The 4,876-nt window shown below is 62.9% G+C and carries 4 protein-coding genes; all 4 read left to right on the top strand.

The annotated features are described in order from the left end of the window. Positions 1–297: gamma-glutamyltransferase (locus A3728_RS05550; protein WP_201722296.1), on the top strand; the 297-nt coding region annotated here is incomplete at its 5' end. A gap of 8 nt (positions 298–305) precedes the next feature. After that, complete coding sequence (locus A3728_RS05555; RefSeq protein WP_067921008.1) at positions 306–1,712, top strand: FAD-binding oxidoreductase; 1,407 nt, start codon at positions 306–308, stop codon at positions 1,710–1,712. A 70-nt stretch (positions 1,713–1,782) separates the two neighbouring features. Then, entirely contained in the window at positions 1,783–2,946 is a 1,164-nt protein-coding gene (locus A3728_RS05560) for an aromatic ring-hydroxylating oxygenase subunit alpha (protein ID WP_067921010.1), read from the top strand. Between the two features lie 149 nt (positions 2,947–3,095). Next, positions 3,096–4,876 (top strand): FAD-dependent oxidoreductase (locus A3728_RS05565; protein WP_067921011.1); only part of this gene is annotated, 1,781 nt, incomplete at its 3' end.

The following is a 4,876-nucleotide window of genomic DNA, read 5'->3' on the forward strand; positions in this document are numbered from 1 at the left end:
AGCCCCGGCGGGAGCCGCATCATCGGCTACGTGGCCGAGGCGATCATGGGAGGAGTCGACTGGGGCTACGACGTGCAAGAGGCCTCCGCCCAGCCCCATGCGGTCAACCGCTTCGGCGCCTATGATCTGGAGGAGGGCACAGCCGCGGCAGAGCTTGCCGAACCGCTGGCCGCCATGGGGTTCGAGACGAACCTGAGGGCGCTGACGTCGGGGTTGCATATCATATCCATCGGCGATGACCTGCGGGGCGGCGCCGATCCGCGCCGCGAAGGCATCGCGATGGGGGACAGGCCGTGACGGCCGCTATGGGAGAGGCGGAAGTGAAACGCAACGAGAGCGGCATCGCGAGCGCTTCGGGGGTGCTGAAGCAGCGGTTCGGTGAACGGTTCCAGACGGGCGAGGCGATTCGCTCGCAGCATGGCCATACCACCACATGGATCCCCACGCAGGCGCCCGACGCGGTGATCTTTGCACGCTCCACCGAGGAGGTGGCCGAGATCGTTCGGACCTGTGCCGAGCACCGGGTGCCGGTCATTCCCTTCGGCACGGGCACCTCGCTCGAAGGTCATGTGAACGCCCCGGCGGGCGGCATCTGCATCGACCTTTCGGAGATGAACGCCGTTGTCGCGGTCAACGCAGGCGATCTTGATTGCCGGGTCCAGCCCGGGGTCACGCGGCAGGAGTTGAACACGCATCTGCGGGACATGGGGCTGTTCTTTCCCATCGATCCCGGCGCCAATGCCTCGCTCGGCGGAATGGCGGCAACGCGGGCGTCGGGCACCAACGCGGTGCGATACGGCACGATGAAGGACAATGTGCTGAGCGTCGAGGCGGTGATGCCGGACGGCAGCGTCGTGCGCACCGGCCAACGGGCGCGAAAATCATCGGCGGGCTACGATCTGACCCGATTGCTGGTGGGGGCCGAAGGCACGCTGGGCGTGATCACGGAACTGACCCTGCGGCTTCAGGGGATACCGGAATCCATCTCTTCCGCGCGGTGTTCCTTTCCCAGTGTCCGGGCCGCCTGCGAAGCGGTGATGGCCGTGGTGCAGTATGGGTTGCCGGTCGCACGGATCGAGCTTCTGGATGCGCAGACAGTGGGCGCGATCAACGCCCACTCTGGCCTCGATCTGCCTGCCACACCGCTGTTGCTGCTGGAATTTCATGGCACCGAGGCGGGCGTCGTCGAACAGGCAGAGATCTTCGGTGACCTCGCATCGGAGGTCGGCGGCACCGGGTTCGAAGCCGTGACCCGGGCGGAGGACCGCAACCGCCTGTGGCAGGCCCGGCACGATGCCTATTGGGCGATGCTGGCGCTTCGCCCCGGCTGCAAGGCGGTGGCCACGGACGTTTGCGTGCCCATCTCGCGCCTTGCTGAGGCGGTGGTGGCCGCGCAGGACAAGGCAACGGAACTCGGGCTCATCGCCCCTATCGTGGGCCATGCGGGTGACGGGAATTTCCATGCCTCCTTGCTGTTGGACATGGAAGACGAGCAGGAGGTGCGGCATGCCGAGGATTACGTCAGTTGGCTGGCCGACCTGGCGATTTCGATGGAGGGCACCTGCACCGGCGAACATGGCATAGGGCAGGGCAAGCAGGCCTATCTGAGCCGCGAGCTTGGCGATGCAGTCGATGTGATGGGCAAGATCAAACATGCGCTCGATCCGCAGAACATCATGAATCCGGGCAAGATCCTTTCATCCGCGACCTGACGTCGTTTTTCGGCAGTCGTCTTGTTGCTCGGCTCGATAACCTCACAGTTGAAATTGGGGGGAGAAACGCATGAAGGCTGAGATCGTTTCGGGCATCGCGGAGGGACAGGACCGGCAGGAAGGCACGCTGGAAGCGCATTATTACCTCGATCCCGCGGTGACGGAGGCCGAAAAACGTCACCTGCTTCATGAGACATGGCAATTTGCTTGCCACGAAAGCGATGCTTCGGCACCGGGGGACTTCTACAGCTTCACCATTCAGGATCAGGATTATTTCATTGTCCGTACACAGGACGGAGAGTTGAGATGTTTCGCCAATGTCTGCCCGCACCGGGGCCATCGTCTTGTTGAAGGGCATGGTAACAAGAGCCGCATAACCTGCCCGTATCATGCCTGGACGTTCGGCCTTGACGGAGCGTTGCGCGGGGCGCGCGGACTGTCCCGTCGCTCTGGGGATTTCGACAGGTTCAAACTGATCCCGATCGCGCTCGACAATCTGGCGGGGCTGCTGTTCATCAACCCGGGGAATAATGCGGCGCCATTGCGGGAATATGCCCCGGGGTTGGAAGGGCAGCTTCTGCGGGCCTGTCCAGAACTCGCGCGCTATGTCCCGAACCGGGAGGGCGCGGAATTCGGCCATACGTACATATGCGAGTCCAACTGGAAGGTCATGTTGGACAATTACCTCGAATGTTACCACTGCCAGACGGCGCATCCCGATTTCAACGAGATGATGGCCATCCCGGACAGCCGCTTTTCACTGTTCCCGAACTTTACCTATCAGGAGGCACCCACCAAGCGGAAAGCCGATAACCGGGCTTTTCCGCTCGACCTCGACCACGACGTTCTGGTGGGAACCTTCTGGTGGCTCTTCCCCAACATTACGCTGGGGCGATTTCCCGGCACGCAGAACTTTTATGTCTCTCGGTTCGATCCATTGGGGCCGGGGCGGACATCGCGCTATACCCTCTCGCTGAAACCTGCCCGGCCTACCGACGCAGGTGCGGAGGAGCGCGATCGCCTGCGGTCGGTCTGGACCACCAAAGTCGTTTCGCAGGAAGACAGGGCACTATGCGAGAACGTGCAGCGCGGCATGGCACAGCGGGGGTTTCAGCACGGATGGTACGTGACCGACCCGGAGGATCATGGCATTTCCGAACTTGCGATGCGCCATTTCCACGGGCTGTACCGCGCATGGGCGGCGGATCACGCGCCGCGGCCCGTGACTGCATAGCCTGACCCCCTGCGCCGACGAAGCGAGCATGAACATGAGCTTGCACCGATTGTCCGAAGTCGGTTTTCAGCCATGACAAGTCGGCGGTTGGGCGCGGTTTTCCCGCCGCGCCTCTAAAAGGGGGCAAGTTGCTTGCAGGGAGTCGGGAAATGAAAACGCAGGTCAAGGCGCTCGTCGTGGGCGGGGGCGCGGTCGGTACGTCGATCGCCTATCATCTGGCGCGCGCGGGCTGGGAAGATGTCATGCTGCTGGAGCGGGACGAACTCACCTCCGGCTCCACATGGCACGCGGCGGGTCTGCTGCCCTATTTCAACATGTCCTATGCCACGACGCATATCCACGACTATTCCATCAAGTTCTACAAGACCCTCGAGGAAGAAACCGGGCTGAACGCGGGCTTTGCCGTGGTGGGCAACCTGCGCATGGCCCAGACGGATGAGCGCATGGATGAATACATGCTCTATGCCTCCACCGCCGAGACATGCGGCGTGCCCTACGAATGGCTTACGCCCGAACAGATCAAGGCGAAATGGCCGCTGATCCGGACCGAAGACCTCAAGGGTGCGCTCTACCACCAGACCGACGGCTACATTAACCCGGCGGATGTGACCATGGCGATGGCCAAGGGCGCGCGCCAGCGCGGCGTGGCGATCGAGCGGAAGTGGCAGGCCGATGCCTTCCACTGGAACGGCGAGGCCTGGGAGGTCACCTGTTCCAAGATGATCGAAAAGGGCGGGAACCTCGTGCCCTCCGACGAACAGATCGTCATCACCGCGGAACATGTGGTCACCGCCAGCGGCAACCACGCGCAGCGCACCGCGAAGATGCTGGGTATCAAGATGCCGGCGATCCCGGTCGAACATCAGTTCATCGTAATGGATCAGGACCCCGAACTGGTGAAGTTCCGCCGCGAAGAGGGCAATGTCGAACATCCCGTGATCCGCGACGCCGATGCGCAAAGCTACGTGCGGGAGGAACGCGGCGGCTGGATCCTCGGCGTCTATGAAAAGGGCGCGCCCGCCCGCTTTGAATATGGCGTGCCCGACAGCTTCCGCGCCGATCTGTTCCAGCTCGATCTCGACCGGATCGAGGATCAGTACATGGCCATGAACCACCGCATCCCCTCGGCGGAAGACTGCGGTCTGAAGGACGATTTCAACGGGCCGATCTGCTACACGCCCGATGGCAACCCGCTGGTGGGTCCTGCGCCCGGCCTGCGCAACATGTGGCTGGCCGAAGGCTTCTCTTTCGGGATCACCGCAGCGGGCGGCACCGGCTATTATCTCGCGCAGCTCATGGTCGACGGTGAGGCGGAGATCGATATGGCATCGCTCGACCCCAAGCGCTACGGCGACTGGATGACCACCGAATTCGCCGCCCGCAAGAACGAGGAGGCCTACGAACACGTCTATATCCTCCACCACCCCGACGAAGAGCGCCCCGCGTGCCGGCCCTTGCGCACATCGCCCGCCTATGACCGTCAGGCCGCCCGAGGCGCGCAGTTCGGCTGGGTCAACGGTTGGGAACGCCCCAATTATTTCGCGCCCGAAGGGTTTTCCGACCACGACAGCCGCAGCTTCCGGCGCGGCAAATGGTGGCAATACGCGGTGGAAGAAGCCAAGGCGATCCGCGAGGGCGTGGGCCTGATCGATGCCACCGCCTTTACCAAACACCTCGTGAAGGGGCCGGGTGCTACGCAGTTTCTTGACTGGTTTACCTGCAATAAGCTGCCCTCGGTCGGGCGGATCAACCTGACCTATGCGCTGACCGGCGCGGGCACCACCCGCACGGAATATACCATCGTCCGTCTGGCGCAGGATGAATATTACCTCGTTTCCGCCGGGGCATGGACGGCATACGATTCCGACTATCTGCGCAAGGCGATTGCGGACAAGACGCCGGAGTTCGGCTATATCGAATGCCACGACGT

Source organism: Sulfitobacter sp. HI0040, assembly GCF_001634885.1.
Classification (GTDB): Bacteria; Pseudomonadota; Alphaproteobacteria; order Rhodobacterales; family Rhodobacteraceae; genus Sulfitobacter.

Excerpts from the sequence above, each read along its gene's own strand:
- A3728_RS05555 (WP_067921008.1), top strand. The coding sequence starts at position 306 with ATGGGAGAGGCGGAAGTGAAACGCAACGAGAGCGGCATCGCGAGCGCT.
- A3728_RS05560 (WP_067921010.1), top strand. The coding sequence starts at position 1,783 with ATGAAGGCTGAGATCGTTTCGGGCATCGCGGAGGGACAGGACCGGCAG.